15 protein-coding genes are annotated in these 15,963 nt (G+C 48.9%); all 15 read right to left on the reverse strand.

Features of this window, described 5'->3' with window-relative positions:
• Positions 1-2: 2 nt before the first annotated feature.
• Positions 3-1,088, reverse strand: a complete 1,086-nt coding sequence (locus tag ACQ66Q_RS06775) for a DegT/DnrJ/EryC1/StrS family aminotransferase (RefSeq protein WP_430456096.1) — start codon at positions 1,086-1,088, stop codon at positions 3-5.
• Complete coding sequence (gene rfbA, locus ACQ66Q_RS06780) at positions 1,088-1,951, reverse strand: glucose-1-phosphate thymidylyltransferase RfbA (RefSeq protein ID WP_430456097.1); 864 nt, start codon at positions 1,949-1,951, stop codon at positions 1,088-1,090. The genes ACQ66Q_RS06775 and rfbA overlap by 1 nt, the downstream gene beginning before the upstream one ends.
• Positions 1,948-3,024, reverse strand: coding sequence for a dTDP-glucose 4,6-dehydratase (gene rfbB, locus ACQ66Q_RS06785; protein WP_430456098.1), 1,077 nt, complete (start codon positions 3,022-3,024; stop codon positions 1,948-1,950). Before rfbB ends, rfbA begins: the two co-directional genes overlap by 4 nt.
• Before the next feature lie 20 nt (positions 3,025-3,044).
• Positions 3,045-4,325, reverse strand: a complete 1,281-nt coding sequence (tviB, locus tag ACQ66Q_RS06790) for a Vi polysaccharide biosynthesis UDP-N-acetylglucosamine C-6 dehydrogenase TviB (protein ID WP_430456099.1) — start codon at positions 4,323-4,325, stop codon at positions 3,045-3,047.
• A 4-nt stretch (positions 4,326-4,329) separates the two neighbouring features.
• On the reverse strand, positions 4,330-5,268 hold the full coding sequence (locus tag ACQ66Q_RS06795) for an LPS O-antigen length regulator (protein WP_430456100.1): 939 nt from the start codon (positions 5,266-5,268) through the stop codon (positions 4,330-4,332).
• Positions 5,269-5,282: 14 nt separating this feature from the next.
• Positions 5,283-8,081 (reverse strand): SLBB domain-containing protein, encoded by a 2,799-nt coding sequence (locus tag ACQ66Q_RS06800; protein WP_430456101.1) that lies wholly within the window; start codon positions 8,079-8,081, stop codon positions 5,283-5,285.
• A 113-nt stretch (positions 8,082-8,194) separates the two neighbouring features.
• Complete coding sequence (locus tag ACQ66Q_RS06805) at positions 8,195-9,211, reverse strand: SDR family oxidoreductase (RefSeq protein ID WP_430456102.1); 1,017 nt, start codon at positions 9,209-9,211, stop codon at positions 8,195-8,197.
• Positions 9,212-9,224: 13 nt separating this feature from the next.
• Entirely contained in the window at positions 9,225-10,361 is a 1,137-nt protein-coding gene (gene wecB / locus ACQ66Q_RS06810) for a non-hydrolyzing UDP-N-acetylglucosamine 2-epimerase (protein ID WP_430456103.1), read from the reverse strand.
• A 151-nt stretch (positions 10,362-10,512) separates the two neighbouring features.
• Positions 10,513-10,956, reverse strand: a complete 444-nt coding sequence (locus tag ACQ66Q_RS06815) for a DUF2802 domain-containing protein (protein ID WP_430456104.1) — start codon at positions 10,954-10,956, stop codon at positions 10,513-10,515.
• A 10-nt stretch (positions 10,957-10,966) separates the two neighbouring features.
• Positions 10,967-11,461: a chemotaxis protein CheW gene (locus ACQ66Q_RS06820; protein ID WP_430456105.1), complete on the reverse strand. Its 495-nt coding sequence runs from the start codon at positions 11,459-11,461 to the stop codon at positions 10,967-10,969.
• Between the two features lie 71 nt (positions 11,462-11,532).
• Positions 11,533-12,276 (reverse strand): chemotaxis protein CheW, encoded by a 744-nt coding sequence (locus ACQ66Q_RS06825; protein WP_430456106.1) that lies wholly within the window; start codon positions 12,274-12,276, stop codon positions 11,533-11,535.
• The gene (locus ACQ66Q_RS06830; protein ID WP_377247381.1) at positions 12,269-13,057 is read right to left on the reverse strand and encodes a ParA family protein; all 789 of its coding nucleotides are present in this window, start codon (positions 13,055-13,057) and stop codon (positions 12,269-12,271) included. Before ACQ66Q_RS06830 ends, ACQ66Q_RS06825 begins: the two co-directional genes overlap by 8 nt.
• 1 nt (position 13,058) lies before the next feature.
• Positions 13,059-14,075 (reverse strand): OmpA family protein, encoded by a 1,017-nt coding sequence (locus ACQ66Q_RS06835; protein WP_430456107.1) that lies wholly within the window; start codon positions 14,073-14,075, stop codon positions 13,059-13,061.
• A gap of 1 nt (position 14,076) precedes the next feature.
• Positions 14,077-14,820 (reverse strand): flagellar motor protein, encoded by a 744-nt coding sequence (locus tag ACQ66Q_RS06840; RefSeq protein WP_377247387.1) that lies wholly within the window; start codon positions 14,818-14,820, stop codon positions 14,077-14,079.
• Positions 14,813-15,958, reverse strand: a complete 1,146-nt coding sequence (locus ACQ66Q_RS06845) for a protein-glutamate methylesterase/protein-glutamine glutaminase (RefSeq protein ID WP_430456108.1) — start codon at positions 15,956-15,958, stop codon at positions 14,813-14,815. Before ACQ66Q_RS06845 ends, ACQ66Q_RS06840 begins: the two co-directional genes overlap by 8 nt.
• Positions 15,959-15,963: the final 5 nt, after the last annotated feature.

Below are 15,963 nucleotides of genomic sequence, written 5' to 3' on the forward strand. Positions count from 1 at the left end.
GCTCAGAGACTCTGCCGGACCAGCTGTGCGACATAACGGATTTCTGCGTCGGTTAAATCGTAAAACAACGGCAAACATAAGGTACGGCTGGCATAATCAGCCGCCACCGGACAAGGAGCCATGCCTGGATACTGATAATCTTTGAGACTATGCAGCGCCGGAGCAAAATAGCGTCGCGCCGTGACCCCGGCAGTCGCCAGCGCGGCTAGTACCCGCTCCGACTGTTCATTGGTAGCGAGCAGCATCGGGAAATAAGCACCGTTCTCATTGGCATCACTATGCCACTGCGGCAGACTGACAACGTCCGCTAACAGATGCTTATAGTGCTGAAAAGCCGCAATCCGGCGTGCAAGCACTTGCGCGATGTTATCCAGTACAGCCAATCCCATGGCGGCATGGACTTCACTCATTTTGCAATTAATGCCGGGGCCTGCGATGCCTTTGTTGCCGCTAATTATGCCAAAGTTGGTCATTTGCTCCGCGGCGGAATATGCATCAGCGTCGCGAAATACAACAGCACCACCTTCCACGGTGTGGAAGACCTTTGTCGCATGGAAACTGAGCGTTGAAGCATCGCCATAACTGAGCACACTACGGTTGCCTACTTTCACCGCAAACGCATGCGCCGCATCATAAATCACTTTTACATCATGCTGGGCGCGCAGGGTTTCAAAAGCTTCAACATCACAAGGATTCCCATATACATGCACGGGCACTACGGCGCTGACGCCAGCATGCATCTGTGCACTAACCGCTGCGGCATCCAGGTTAAAGCTTGCCGCATTGATATCGGCAAATTCAGGCCTGATCCCTTCCCACTGCAAAGAACTGCTGGTAGCGATAAAGGTAAAAGGCGTAGTAATGGCGCTGCCACGCACCTGCAAAGCGCGATAGGCCAGTTGCATCGCCAGGGTACCATTGGCGACCAGTAGCAAATGGCGGACACCAAGATATTCCTCCAGTCGGCTTTTCAGCTCCTGCACCAAAGGTCCATTATTTGTCAGCCAATTATTTGCATACGCGCGTTCCAGGTAAGCCTGATATTGCCCGAACGGCGGCTGATAAGGCCGGTTTACCGGAATTTGCATCACGCCAATAATCCTCGCAGGTATTCACCGTATGTATTTTTGGCCATTAAATCCGCCCGGGCCAGCAGTTGACGGCTGTCAATCCAGCCCTGATTAAACGCAATCTCTTCCAGAGCCGCAATTTTAAAACCCTGACGATGCTCGATGGTTTGCACAAACATACTCGCTTCCAGCAAACTTTCGTGTGTACCGGTATCAAGCCAGGCGAATCCTCGCCCTAACATTTCCATCTGTAAACTGCCCTGCTCCAGGTAGACCTGATTGACACTGGTAATTTCCAGCTCGCCACGGGCGGAAGGCTGGATAGTTTTAGCAATAGCCGCGACCTGATTGTCATAAAAATACAAGCCTGTTGCGGCGTAGTTTGACTTGGGTTTGGTTGGTTTTTCTTCAATCGACAATACTTTTTGCTCAGAGTCGAACTCGACCACACCGAAACGTTGTGGATCTTTGACCTGATAGCCAAAAATAGTCGCACCTGTGCTGCGCGCTGCTGCTTTTTTCAGTTTCGGGCTAAATCCCTGGCCATAAAAAATGTTATCGCCAAGAACCAAACACACCTGATCATTACCGATAAACTGTTCACCGATAATAAAGGCCTGCGCCAGTCCATCTGGGTTAGGTTGAACTGCATAACTCAAATCAATACCAAAAGCACTGCCATCTCCCAGCAAACGCTGAAACGATGCCTGATCTTCGGCCGTCGTGATCAGCAGAATGTCGCGGATCCCAGCCAGCATCAATACCGACAAAGGATAATAAATCATAGGCTTGTCATACACTGGTAGCAGTTGCTTCGACACGCCTTGAGTGATCGGAAATAAACGGGTGCCGGAACCACCAGCTAGCACAATACCTTTCATTCGCCGGACACTCCTGTCCCTAATCTTTCCATTTGGTAACTGCCATTTAACACCGCCTGCCACCAATCTCTATTTTGCAAATACCACATCACTGTTTTACGTAATCCGGACTCAAATGTCTGTGCGGGTTGCCATTCAAGATCGCGGCTGATTTTTGCAGCATCAATGGCGTACCTGTGGTCGTGCCCGGGCCTGTCCTGCACAAACTGAATTAGTTCACGATAATGCTCAATATTACCCGGTTTCTGCGGAACCAGCTCATCGAGCAAGCTGCAAATCGACTCGACCACTTCGATATTTTTCTTTTCGTTGTGACCGCCAATGTTATAGGTTTCACCAACCAATCCGCGGGTTGCTACACAGTATAGAGCCGAAGCGTGATCCTCTACATAAAGCCAATCACGGACCTGTTGACCATTGCCATACACTGGCAATGGCTTCCCGGCCAGCGCATTTAGGATCACCAGCGGGATGAGTTTTTCCGGAAAATGGAAAGGTCCATAGTTATTGGAGCAATTGGTCAGCAGCACCGGCAAACCATAAGTCCGGTGCCAAGCCCTGACTAAATGATCACTGGCAGCTTTTGATGCAGAATAAGGACTGCTTGGCGCATAAGGTGTGGTTTCAGTAAACAAATCCTCAGTACCGTGCAAGTCGCCATACACTTCATCGGTGGAAATATGATGAAAGCGGAAGCTTTGTTGCCGCGCATGTGGCAACTGTAGCCAATACTGCCGGCACGCTTCAAGCAGACTATAAGTCCCGACAATATTGGTTTGGATAAAAGCTGAAGGGCCATCAATCGAGCGGTCGACGTGGCTTTCTGCCGCCAGATGCATTACAACGTCCGGCTGGAAGCGTTCTAACTCACCAAGCACTTTATATTGGTCACAAATATCCATTTGCACAAACTGATAGCGCGGATCGCTACTCACTTCCTGCAATGACTGCAGATTACCGGCATAGGTCAGTTTGTCGAGATTGAGTACCTGATCCTGACTATGGCGAATAATATGCCGCACGACCGCGGAACCGATAAAACCGGCTCCGCCTGTTACTAAAATTTTAAGCATAGCTATCTTCTACAACAGGGTCACAGGCGCAGATCAGATTGATCACGTGGCAGCACATATTTCAGGTCATACAATACATGTTGTGGCTTGCCCAAAGCACGGATCCCTGCAGACCCGAGTTCGCGAAATTGCTTATGCGCAACCGCCAGAATAATGGCGTCATAATGGCCGGCGACCGGTGTTTGTAAAGGAGTCAGACCATATTCATGTTGTGCTTCTGCGTGATCAATCCAGGGATCAAACACATCGGCTTGCATGCCGTATTCCTGCAGCTCTGCCAGAATATCCACCACTTTAGTATTGCGGATATCTGGACAGTTCTCTTTAAACGTCAACCCCAACACCAGCACTTTGGCACCAGAAACCGGCATCTGCTGGCGGATCATCTGTTTGACCAGCTGCGACACCACATATTTGCCCATGCCATCGTTGATGCGTCGACCTGCCAGGATGACTTCGGGATGATAACCGAGTGCCTGTGCTTTGTGCGTCAGATAATAAGGATCGACGCCGATGCAATGACCACCGACCAGACCCGGCCGGAACGGCAAGAAATTCCACTTGGTACCGGCCGCCAATAATACTTCTTCGGTATCAATTCCCATGCGATTAAAAATCACCGCCAGTTCATTAATCAGGGCGATATTCAGGTCACGTTGGGTGTTTTCGATGACTTTAGCCGCTTCAGCGACTTTAATTCCGGAAGCCAGATAAGTACCGGCGGTGATAATGCTGGCATAGACCGCGTCGACGAATTTGGCGACTTCGGCGGTAGAACCAGAGGTCACTTTGCGAATATTGGTGACACGATGCTCTTTGTCACCGGGATTAATCCGTTCCGGACTATAGCCGGCAAAAAAATCCTTATTGAACTTGAGCCCTGAGACTCGCTCAATCACCGGAATACAATCTTCTTCGGTCGCGCCTGGGTATACGGTGGATTCATATACCACAATATCCCCCGCTTTGATCACTTTCCCCAGGGTCTCTGAGGCTTTAAGCAGCGGTGTCAGATCGGGCTGACGATGCTGATCAATCGGAGTAGGAACTGTCACGATGTAAAAATTGGCCTGCTTTAATGCGTCCAGATCTGCGCTGTACTGCAAGTGATGGGCTTCACTCAGTTCCGCCGGCGATACCTCCAGCGTGTGATCCTCACCGCGCTGCAGTTCTGCAATGCGCGCCCGGTTAATATCAAAGCCCAGGGTCTGGTACTTTTTGCCAAATTCAACCGCCAGAGGCAAGCCGACATAGCCGAGACCAATAATCGCGATTTTGACCTGTGTTAAATCATGCAACATAACTTCAATCCTTTTTCGAACCCGCTTTGATATTTTGGCTCCAGAGCAACTTTGCTAATGTGCCAAGCACAAATAACAACAGCGCTGCCAACAACGCACCTAATACAATCAGACTGCGCGCCGGACCCGCTTTCAAATCAGAAAGCGATGGAGGATCAATCGACTTAAAAACATAATCAGATCTAATATTCGCTACGACCAGGGTTTTGTGATGCTCCTCCAGCATGGAATACATCACTGCACGAACCTCGGCGAGGTCTGTGTTCTGAATTTTATCTTCAATGAAACGAATAGAGTCTTCGGCCTCTTTGACATCTCTCAAGCGCATTTGCAAATTGACTTCGTCGATATACAACTGCAACCATTGTTGCGCCAGAGGCGGTGACATAAATTCGATAGAAAGTGTCACCACGCCGGTCAGCTTGTCTTGTGACACTGAGAAAATCCGCATAAACGCTTCAAAGCATTCCTGTACTGATGGCTCGGCATGGCGCAGTCCTACCGGTTTGCGAACCCAGGTCGCACTGGATGTGTCATAAATTTGCTCATCATATAGCAGCTTGTCAGCAACCGGATCCCAATCGCTGGCAGCCATCAGCGCCAGTTTGATATCATTTTTCTGCAAAAAACTACTAAAGAACTGCCGAGACTTCATCATTTCGATGGCCACCACAGACTTCTTTTCTGTTCCACCACCAATACCGAGCCCCGCCAGTGAACCGACGCTGCCAAGAGACGCCGAGATGCCGGATAATTTCCCTGAAGGTTCATTCGCGACCAGCGTCGCAACGGACCTGTATTGATTAGGTAACTGCAATGCCACGTATACCGCAACACCTGCGACTAAGATCAGCCAGGCAATGCAGATATAACGAAGTCGATACATTGCTGCACACAAAGTACGAAAAGCTACCTGATCAGTTTCTAAACCGTTATTAACCACAACATCTCTCAGCTTTAATTCGAAACATTATTAATGGCCGCCAGAGCAACAATACTCTGCGAAATAATCGTCGTAACCTTGCTCCACAGCGACAGGCTTGAGCTGTAATCAGTATCTAAAGGTACGACAATCGTATCACCGGGTTGCAATGCAGAATTGCTGACAGCAAACCATGCATTACGGCCCGGGATAAATACAGAACCGTCGGCCCTGATGACGTAAACCCGATCATCGTCTGAACGTTTACGGAAACCGCCAGCCAGTTGCAGATAATCATCCACAGTCATACCTGATTTAAACCGATGACTGGAAGCATGCTGCACTTCACCGACCACTGACACAGTGGTCTGTGCAGTTGGTACGTAAAGCTCATCTCCTTCTTCGACCAGTAAATCGAACTCAGGGTCGGCTTTTAACACCGCTTCAAGGTCAATAACTAGGCGACCTATAGGCTTGGTCTTTTCTATTTCCGCAATCATCATGATTGCATCTTCAGGTTTGGTCTGAGCGCTGTCGGACTCTGCCGACAGATTTTTTGCCGCAATATCAGAACGTAACTGCTGCATTAATTTACTGAGCTGCTGGCCTTCCTGCTCCCGGATTTGTTTACGGGTGAAAATAGCCCCTCGGGCAAAACCATCATTAGTCAGGCCACCGGCGCGCGCCAGAACTGCTGACAACTTTTCGCCTTGCTGAATTGTGTATTTCCCAGGAAAACGCAACTGGCCGGTCAAAGAAATGGTACGTTCAATATTCCAGTCCGGTACCGAAAAAACAGTTAAGCGATCCCGGCTGGCAAGTTTTACCTTCGACGTGCCTTGTAGCACTTCAATCAGGTTTACATTCTGGTGTTGTACCCGCAGACCCGACTGTTGTTCGTTTTGCTTCAGCAGACGGGTGAGTTCGGCTTTTTCCAGATAAGCACTGTCGTTCAGGCCGCCAGCTGCGGTTATGAGTTGCTCCACCCCGGCGTTTTCGGCAAGAGGATACTCACCTGGTAATTTGACTTCACCGTATACCGACACCACTTTGGTCATAGCATTAAAACGGGCTTGTTGTCGCAATTTCTGCAACAATGGAAACAATAGCTCGGTCCGGGTCAGGTGTGCAGACAGTTGCAACGCTTCAGGTTCGTAATACAGACCAGTCAAAAACTCCTGCATTAAAGACTTCAGATAGGCTTTATGCTCGACATTAGGCTGAATTTTCACCGGCTCGGGAGCGACACCCGGCTTTAATTGCTCCTCCACTATTTTTTCAGCGACAGCGGCAAACGCCTGATTGGTCAGGGCAGCAACATCCACTTTAAATGGTTGTGGTGATTTCTCATCCAGTACTGGCTCAGTTTTGGCAAAAAGCTGTTTCTCCGGATACTGTTTCAACAACTTTTCATATAAATACTTATCAAGCTCAGAACGCATGTAAGATTGTTCACCATGGTGGAACACCAGCACCAAATCACGTGGCGATAACTCAAGATTCTCTGGGCTGCCGATTTTTGTAATAGCGTCCCCAAGATTAAACTGCAACACTTTCAGATCACCGGTCGTACTAATTTCACGAACTACCAGCGCATAATCCAAATCGACTGTGAGGTGCAAATCAGACCACAATGATCCAATCAACTGATTTAACCGCAATCCAGGTGTCCAGGCATATTGTCCGGGTCGAACTACGGCCCCTGCTACGGTAACGACGTGTTCAACTCGTTTTGATGTCTGTCCAATCCTAACCAAATCACCATTTTGCACAGCTTGGGCACGGTCTTTGGCATTCGTCAGATTGATATTGAGCAAGGTCCGGACATTGTCCTGATTAAAACGTTCAATTATCACTTTCTGTGGGAAAGCACCGGCTTTACTGCCTCCGGCCATTGTGACCAGATCACCAACTGTTTCACCACTACGAATTTCATAGATCGCGGGACGTTGGACTTCACCAGACACTTCCGCCAGTTTTTGCACCGGAGAAACGAAAATGACATCTCCGTGACGTAAATTAACGTCATTACGTGAATCACCATGAATGAGCAGCTGATATAAATCAAAACTGGCGACTTCAACACCGGCTCTTTTAACTTTGATTTCGCGTAATGAGCCGATGTCACTGATACCACCGGCCACAAACAGAGCCTGGGTCACAGTACTGAGCGCAGAAACCGTATAAGAACCCGGAAATTTTGCCTCACCGGCAACAAATACGCTGATTGTGCGCAATTGTCCCATGCTAACAGCAACATCAACACCGATATTTTGTTGCCGGATCCGCTCGACAATCAGTGATTTTGCTTTGGAAAATGACAGGCCGGCAAGCTGAAAAGGCGGGAATCCGGGGACTATCGCAGTGCCATCGCGGTCGATCAGTACCTTTTCGCTTGAATTTTCTTTACCAAATAACTGTACCAGCAGTTCGTCATCTGGCCCCAGGACATAGTTATCCGGCACCGGGATATTCCCAACAGGCGCAAAAGTACTGATGCTGGCATCAAAAATTTGTAAACCGTAGCGTACTGGCTTTTTTGGATCTTGCTGGTCTTTTTGCAGCTCTTTGTCTTTAACTTCAGTGCGCTCGTCCGGCTGCAAAGGTTCAGCAATAACTTCGCCCGGTTCCTGCAAATCTTTCGAAGAGTTGCTGTTTTTAGCATCGAGTTCAGCCAAGTCAAAACCATACTGCTTCGCAATCTTCATTTGTTCTGATTTCGGCAGCTTTTTTAACTGCGCCATCATGGCCGGTGACGGCGTCACGGCTGCGACCGCCTGTAAAACACAAACGACAGTCAGCAACAACATTACTCTTTTTATCAAACTGGCCACACTTTTGCTCCGACCTGAGCACCACCTAAGTGATGCATACACTGCAAACAAACAACGACAAAAACGCCAAATGCCGCTATTACAGGCACTGGCGCTGATTCAAAAGCTGATGATCACTGTCTCAAATACCAAGGCATCGCAACGTCCAGCCCTTGCCAGATAGTATGGCTGGGTTCAAATCCAAGGATTTGCCTGGCCTTTGAAACATCAGCCTGTGAGTGTCGGACGTCACCGGCACGGAACTCCTGATAGACCGGTGCCAATTGATAATGAGCGCCATTATTAGCCAAGGTGTCGCGGATTGCATTGAACAAATCGTTTAAAGTTGTGCGATCACCCACAGCAACATTAAATACTTCTGCTTTTTCCAGCGCGGTTGTAGCCGCCAGAATATTTGCCTGTACCGCATTCGCAACAAAACAAAAATCCCGGCTGGTTTCGCCGTCACCGTTGACAAGCACCGGCTGGCCACTAATCATTGCGGCAGTCCATTTTGGGATCACCGCAGCATACGCGCCGTTTGGATCCTGACGCGGCCCAAACACATTGAAGTAACGTAAGCCTACCGCATTAAAACCGTAGCACCGTGAAAACACGTCAGCATACAACTCATTAACATACTTAGTAACTGCATAAGGTGACAATGGATTACCGATGTTAGCTTCTACTTTTGGCAGAGCGGGATGATCGCCATAAGTTGAACTCGACGCTGCATAAACAAAACCTTTCACAGATGCCTGACGTGCAGCCTGTAGCATATTAAGAAAGCCACTGATATTGGTCGCGTTAGTGCTGACAGGGTCATTTATTGAACGCGGCACTGAACCCAAAGCGGCCTGATGTAAGACATAATCGACGCCCTGAACAGCCTGCTCACAGCTGGAGTAATCACGAATATCCGCCTCAATGAAACGAAAGTTCTGCCACTGTTCTGCAGTAACAAGCTGCTTGACCTCATCCAAATTACGCTGGTGGCCGGTCGCAAAGTTATCAAGACCCACAACTTGCTGATTTAGTTTTAACAACTGTTCGAGTAAGTTTGACCCTATAAATCCGGCACACCCTGTCACAAGCCATGTCGCGGGGCTTGCAAGCAAGCTCTGTTTCCGCTGTTCAAATGCAGTAGTCATACTTTTCCTGAGATTAGTTCTTGGCGGTGAAATGACGTTTGATGCTTTCGACTATACGACCACAAGCCAAGCCGTCACCATAAGGATTGTGCGCAAAACTCATGCTGTCGTAATAGGCCGGATCGGTCATCAGCTTATGGACTTCTGACACAATCACCTGCTGGTCAGTTCCCACCAGTTTGACTGTTCCGGCTGCGACGGCTTCCGGCCGCTCGGTGGTATCGCGCATCACCAGCACCGGTTTACCCAGCGACGGCGCTTCTTCCTGGATCCCACCGGAATCGGTCAACACCAGATAACTGCGGCTCATCAGATAAACAAAAGGCAGATAGTCCTGTGGAGCGATCAAATGCACATTCGGGCTATTGCTCAGCAGACGATAGACCGGCTCACGCACATTTGGATTCAGGTGCACCGGATAGACGACATCACAATCTGGAAACTGTTCAGCAATGGATTTTAACGCTGCGCAGATATTTTCAAATCCAGCGCCAAAACTCTCACGACGATGGCCGGTCACCAGGATCAGGCGACGACCATCCTGGCCATATGGGAATTCTGTGGCGAACTGCTGACTTAATGCTTCGTCTGCATCAATTTTGGCGACAACCTGATGCAATGCATCAATCACTGTGTTACCGGTCACTTCGATACTGTCGGCAGCGGTATTTTCACGTAACAAGTTATCGCGTGAGGTTGCAGTTGGCGCAAAATGCAGCGTGGTTATAGCGCCGGTTAACCGCCGATTTGCTTCTTCCGGCCATGGACTGTAGATATTACCGGTACGTAAACCGGCCTCAACGTGGCCCACGGCAATTTTCTCATAATAACAAGCTAAAGCTGCGGCGAATGTTGTGCTGGTATCACCATGCACCAGTACGATGTCGGGCTGAAAATCCCGCAATACCGGTTTGATATTCAACAGGATGCTGGTCGCAACGTCATATAAATCCTGACCGGCTTTCATAATAGCCAGATCGTACTCTGGTACTATATGAAAAAGTTTCAGTACCTGGTCGAGCATTTCCCGGTGTTGCCCTGTCACGCAGACACGGCTATCAATCGATTGATCTTGCTTTAACAAATTGACAAGTGGGGCCATTTTGATGGCTTCAGGACGGGTACCAAAGACACTCAGGACTTTAATCATCTGCGAATTCCATTGCGATCATTATAAAAACGGCGTTTAGCTTAACAAAACTGTGACGAAACGCATAGTACAGCTTGGTAGTCAGCGCTATCTGAAGGGGCATTTAAAGCGGGTAGACAAGCTGATTGGCAGGGCAAACAGGTGACTGTCGTTAATTTTTATGTAAGTTGTACAATAACTCGGCTTCGGCACGTGGTAATTCGCATTCCCGCATCACTTCTTCTAATGGCGCACCGAGCTGAACCATTTTCATTGCCCGGCTGTAGAGCTTGGATTCAGGGTCGAACATGTCAATTTTTTGTTGCTGCTCTGCAAGCTGCAACTGCGAATCCACAATTTCATCAACCTGTAGACTCAATGCCCGTTGCTGCTGTTCGACTTTAAGCACGCGCTGACCGATCCCTATCAAGCCGGCTCTAATCTCTTCAAGTTCCGCCGACAGTAGCTGAAGTTGCTCTTGTGCTAAAGCAAACTGCCGGCTCAATGCGACCTGCTCTTCGTTTTGTCTTTTGTGCTGCCACAGCACAAAAACAACCAGCAGCGCTGAGGCTGCCGGTACTGTTAACAACACGAGGAGTTCAAAAGATAAAGTCACAGGGTGTCCATCAGATACTGGTGATCTCTTCCCACTCTTCATCAGTGAGCAGTTTGTTCAAATCGACCAGAATCAACAGTTCGCCATCCCGGTTAGAAACCCCCTGAATGAACTTCGCACTTTCGTCGGTTCCCACATTCGGCGCTGTGTCAATCTCAGAAGCCCGCAGATAAACAACTTCAGCCACACTGTCGACCATAATACCGATCACCTGCTTGTCAGCTTCGATAATCACAATTCGGCTGTTTTCAGTGACATCGGTCGGTGGCAAACCAAAACGTGCGCGGGTATCAATAACGGTAACCACGTTACCACGCAGGTTAATAATTCCAAGGACGTACATCGGAGCGCCCGGCACTGGCGCGATATCGGTATAACGCAGAACTTCTTGTACCTGCATTACATTAATACCGTAAGTTTCTTCCTGTAACTTAAACGTGACCCATTGCAGTACCTGATCAGTGGTCTCTTTGCCTTTGCCGGACTGTGCCAGTAAATTACTCATTTAACGCTCCTTTACCTGATTCATTCTCAGCGACCTGATTCATTTTCAGTGACCTGATTCATTCTCAGCGTTTAGTCAGAACTTGCTGCACCTTTTGCCAACAGGGCAATCATGGCTTCAACATCTAACAACGCACACATATGCTGTTTAATTAATCCGGCGAGCCAAGGCCGTTTGCCTTCAGATGAACGCCACTTCACATCATCCTGTTCAAGGGAAATGGTGTTCACCAGTTTTTCACAGGCAAGACCCCAAGAACTCTTTCCAAGCATAATAACATATTGATAGTTTAGCTTTTCTGCCAGTGCCTGATCATATTTTTCTGGCATAACCCACATGGCAGTGTTCACGACATTAATCTTTTGATCACGATAGAGCATCACGCCCTTATACCAGTCTGGTTTGCCTGGCAGAGTATTCAACGTTCCAATCTGGTGGATCCCACCGAGTTCTTTTAATGGCAGAGCAACTTTTAATCCAGCGACTTCAAAAAACAGCGCCTGAAACTTGCCACTGCGGTATTCCTTTGGTGCTGCAACAGGTTTCGCTGGCGGCGGCACAGCGACCTGACGCACAGGCTGTGCTATTGCAGGTGCCACTGGCGCTGTCACTTTGGCGACGACAACTTCTTTCACCGGAGCCGGTTTACTGACCGGCGGTGCAACCACTTCTGCCTGAGGTTTCACCTCCGCCAACAGTTTATTCAACTGCTGTTTTTGTACAGCCGCAGTGACCGGTGGCGGCTCCTGTTCTTCAGTCAGCAACGCATTCAGATAACTGCGCATCACCTTGCGGCTGGCGAACAGATCACTCATGCGCAGACTCCTGATTGAGCTGTAATAAGTAAGTCAACAGCGTGTTGTAAGCAAAGACTCCACGCGATTTCGGTGCATAGACTGGCGGTGGTGTTTGGGCCAAGCTGGCATCACGCATTTTTGTGTCGATTGGGATCACCGCAGACCATACCAAATCACCGTATTTGGATTTTAATTCCTTATATGCCTCGAGCGACGCTTTTGTGCGCTTATCATACATAGTCGGTACTATCGTAAACGCATAACCAGGCTGATTTGGCGACTGCATTAACTGCATTGTGGCAAGCATGCGGTCCAAACCTTTCAGTGCCAAAAACTCAGTCTGCACCGGGATCAGGATCCGATCACAAGCCGCCATCGCGTTAACCATCAATACACCGATCACCGGTGGGCAGTCGATTAACACATAATCATATTCGTCTTCGACTTTCGCCAGAGCTTTTTTCAGAATCAGTCCCATGCCACCTTTATCACCGAGTGAACGGTCCAAAGTTGCCAGCGCCATAGACGACGGCAGAATGTCCAGGTTGTTTACGCCACTGGGACACAGCGACTGCATAATCTCTTCTTTAGAGATACTCTTTCCACGGATAAAAATATCGTAAACACTGTTTTCCAATTCTTCGGCATCAATACCGAAATAATAGGTCAGCGATGCATGCGGATCGGTATCAATTAATAACACTCGAAAACCGCGTTCAGCGAGTAATGCGCCGAGTGTCACAGTCGAGGTGGTTTTGCCAACCCCGCCTTTTTGATTCGCAATGGTCCAGACTACCAATTCAATTATCCCGTTTTTGTTGCGCCGGCGGCGGACTGTCTGCCGCTGACGTAATTTTAATACCACCATGCGGCAAACGGATTACTTTGATTGTTCCGTCTGCAGAGATCTCTGCGGGTTCCGCCTGAGATGACGCTGGTGACTGCAATCCTCCAGCACTCTCGGCGACCTGTGGCAAGACGCTGACATCTGCCGCGGCGTCCGAACTGCTGCCAGAACCTTTTGCTGACAATTTTGACACTGCAATCACTACTTTGCGGTTTTCAGTACGGCCTTCGGCCGTTGAATTGTCACCAAATGGCGCATACTGACCGTAACCTTCAGCGGCCATCCGGTCTGGTTTGACGCCAAGTGCCTGTAAACGACGCAACACCGCCATCGCCCGAGCCATTGACAGCTCCCAGTTAGAATCAAAAATTTCGTTATGGATAGCCTCATTGTCAGTATAGCCACGCACTCTGATGACATTATTGGTCTGATTCAGCACTGTGACGATCTCTTTTAACACGATATCTGCGGAAGCTATCGGTGAACCACTGCCGCTTGGAAACAACAATCCGCTGTTTAGCTGGATTGTTAACCAATCTTCATCTGATTCCACTTTAGCCACGCCTTTTTCAATCAGGTTTGCCAAAGACTGTGTGAGTTGTTCTTGTAACGAGACTAATGGATTACCAAACTGAGGCTTCTCCAGCACGGGCTGCTCTTTAGCATCAGCGACAATTTCAGGGCCACTGGCAGATTCCAGCGAAGTACCAAACTGTTGATAATCGCTTTTCGGTTGATTATCCGTCAGTACTGCGTCTCCGGTGACACCAGTCTGTTTATCCACTGGTTTTTCAAACACCTGCGATAGCGTTTCTGAAATGGTCTTGTATTGTTCTTCTTTGTGAATAGCTATCGAGTACAGCACAACAAACAACGCAAACATTAACGTGACGTAATCGGCGTATGACACCAACCAGCGATCCAGCGGTTCTTGCTCGTTGTCCTGATGTCGGACCCGATTTCTATACATATCAGCTCACCCGATATGCAGCAAGCTTACGCTCAATCACCCGCGGATTTTCGCCGTTAGCAATCGACACCACACCTTCAACAATTAACTCCTGATACAGACACCGCTGTATCACTACCGCTTTTAATTTGTTAGCGATCGGAATAAAAATCAGGTTAGCGAATCCGACTCCATAGATTGTTGCGACAAAGGCCGTTGCAATCCCACTGCCAAGGAGTTCAGGGTTATTGATATTTTGCATAGCCTGGATCAGGCCAAGGACGGCACCGATGATGCCGATGGTCGGGCTGTAACCGCCCATAGATTCATATATTCTGGCACTACGTAATAATCGTTCACGTTCCAGCGTCAGCTCAGTATCCAGTGCATCTTGAATGATTGACGGTTCGATACCATCCACCAACAAGTTCAATGCATTGTGTAAAAATGGATCTGATTCCTGCAGCGCTTCGGCTTCCAATGATAAGAATCCGTTGGTGCGCGCTGCAGTGCCCCAGTTAATCAAGCGCTCAACTGTTGCATTTAATGGTACATATTGGGCCTTAAACACCCAGGCCAACATCTTGATACCGATTGTAAACTGCGGCAATGGTGTCTGAAACAGCACAGCTCCAAGCGTCCCGCCAATGACGATGACCAACGCCGGTAAATCAAACAAAGTGCTCAGCGTACCGCCATGTAGCGTAAAACCGCTAGCAATCGCAAACAATCCAAGCGTCAGGCCTAATAATGCCAGTCTATCCATGACCAACTTCCGAAATCAGCTTCGAAGCAACATCGGCCAAACCCACTTCAACATCTGTCAGGCCAGCTGCAGTAACTGCCTGCGGCATACCGTATACGACACTACTGGCTTCGTCCTGCGCCCAGATCCGAGAGCCAAATTGTTTCAGCAAACGCGAACCATCTCTGCCATCTGAACCCATGCCAGTTAGAACCACCGCCAATACCTTGTCCTGAAATACTTTTGCCGTGCTGCCAAAAGTAATATCTACACTAGGTTTAAATGTGATCCGCGGCGAGTCATCTTCTTTAATGCGTATTTTGCAATGCGTCTCAGAACCTTCTAACAGCATTTGCTTACCGCCTGGTGCGAGATAAGCCACGCCTGGTCGCAAAACATCGCCATCCGCCGCTTCTTTGACTTCGATTTTTGCTAATGTGTTTAAGCGTGCAGCAAACGCGCCGGTGAAAGCAGCTGGCATATGTTGGACTAATAAAATTGGCAGAGGAAAAGTTGCAGGCAACGCCGTGATAATGGTCTGCAGCGCTACGGGGCCACCTGTTGAGGTCCCTATCGCCACAATTTTGTATTGTTTTCCAGTAGGCTTGAATGGCCGCTCATGACCTTCAGGTGTGTCCAGGCGATCGACCGTGCGGAGCAGCTCTGCGCGACTTGCTGGCGTGCGGGCAATTGGCGCAGCCACCGGGCGGCTGATTGGCGCCGGTTGGGGGGCAGCTGGCGCTGACGGTTTCACCGACAATCGCCGCTTCGCAACAGCCTTTATTCTCTGACGCAGCAAATCAATCGCTTCGGCTTTGTCCCGAGCGATATCTTCAAACTTCTTTGGCAGGAAGTCGGTGGCTCCCGCTTCAAGCGCATCCAGCGTGGCTTTAGCGCCGTTGTGCGTCAATGATGAAAACATCAGAATAGGAATTCTCTGTGTTTTTAAAATCTCGCGCACAGCCTGAATGCCATCCATCACGGGCATTTCAACATCCATGGTAATAACATCAGGCTTTAATTCTAAAGCTCTCTCAACGGCTTCACGGCCGTTATTTGCGGTTCCGGCAACGACCATTTCCGGGTCAGCCGCAATAATTTCAGTCAGACGACGACGAAAAAAGCTCGAATCATCAACCACTAATACTCTGATTGCCATAGAGC

It is taken from the genome of Rheinheimera sp. (assembly GCF_965283995.1).
GTDB lineage: Bacteria > Pseudomonadota > Gammaproteobacteria > Enterobacterales > Alteromonadaceae > Pararheinheimera.

Bases quoted from the DNA above. Each gene is read 5' to 3' on its own strand.
- ACQ66Q_RS06775 (WP_430456096.1), bottom strand. From the start codon at position 1,088: ATGCAAATTCCGGTAAACCGGCCTTATCAGCCGCCGTTCGGGCAATAT.
- rfbA (WP_430456097.1), bottom strand. From the start codon at position 1,951: ATGAAAGGTATTGTGCTAGCTGGTGGTTCCGGCACCCGTTTATTTCCG.
- rfbB (WP_430456098.1), bottom strand. From the start codon at position 3,024: ATGCTTAAAATTTTAGTAACAGGCGGAGCCGGTTTTATCGGTTCCGCG.
- tviB (WP_430456099.1), bottom strand. From the start codon at position 4,325: ATGTTGCATGATTTAACACAGGTCAAAATCGCGATTATTGGTCTCGGC.
- ACQ66Q_RS06805 (WP_430456102.1), bottom strand. From the start codon at position 9,211: ATGACTACTGCATTTGAACAGCGGAAACAGAGCTTGCTTGCAAGCCCC.
- wecB (WP_430456103.1), bottom strand. From the start codon at position 10,361: ATGATTAAAGTCCTGAGTGTCTTTGGTACCCGTCCTGAAGCCATCAAA.
- ACQ66Q_RS06820 (WP_430456105.1), bottom strand. From the start codon at position 11,461: ATGAGTAATTTACTGGCACAGTCCGGCAAAGGCAAAGAGACCACTGAT.
- ACQ66Q_RS06825 (WP_430456106.1), bottom strand. From the start codon at position 12,276: ATGAGTGATCTGTTCGCCAGCCGCAAGGTGATGCGCAGTTATCTGAAT.
- ACQ66Q_RS06835 (WP_430456107.1), bottom strand. From the start codon at position 14,075: ATGTATAGAAATCGGGTCCGACATCAGGACAACGAGCAAGAACCGCTG.
- ACQ66Q_RS06840 (WP_377247387.1), bottom strand. From the start codon at position 14,820: ATGGATAGACTGGCATTATTAGGCCTGACGCTTGGATTGTTTGCGATT.
- ACQ66Q_RS06845 (WP_430456108.1), bottom strand. From the start codon at position 15,958: ATGGCAATCAGAGTATTAGTGGTTGATGATTCGAGCTTTTTTCGTCGT.